Genomic DNA, 433 nt, shown 5'->3' on the forward strand with positions numbered 1-433 from the left:
AGGCGCGATCACACGAGGTCGCCCTTTTGCCGCCTACACCCTCGATCAACTGCCGGGTAAAACCGTGCGGATGAAGATCGATTTGGCGGCGGAAGAAAGGCCTGGCTGGGGAGACACCTGGGTCAAGGTACCCAATGGCTGGAAGCGCTGCATGGGCAAAGGCTTTGAAGACCAGCGTGCTTACTGCAACGGCAATTACACCGATTTCAGCACTTTCCAAATGGTCGATGGGCGTATCTGCACCATCTATCCCGGCTGCACGGAATAAGGAGTGTTCCACATGACGTCACTTGAAAAGGGGTTGCACAGCCTCACCGGGCCTCGCTTGCGATGCATGGCAGTGTTAGGGAGTTGCTTCGCCCTTATGGCTGGCTGCAAGAGCAATCCGCCCAACAGTTTCACCTTCACGGCTGATCTACCGCCGGGGTTTGCT

The 433-nt window shown here is 56.8% G+C and carries 1 pseudogene; it reads left to right on the plus strand.

The window, feature by feature from the left end:
• Positions 1 to 268 (plus strand): annotated as a pseudogene (locus tag NN484_RS27210) (hypothetical protein); the annotation flags it as partial.
• Between the last annotated feature and the right edge of the window lie 165 nt (positions 269 to 433).

Source organism: Pseudomonas serboccidentalis (assembly GCF_028830055.1).
GTDB classification, from domain to species: domain Bacteria; phylum Pseudomonadota; class Gammaproteobacteria; order Pseudomonadales; family Pseudomonadaceae; genus Aquipseudomonas; species Aquipseudomonas serboccidentalis.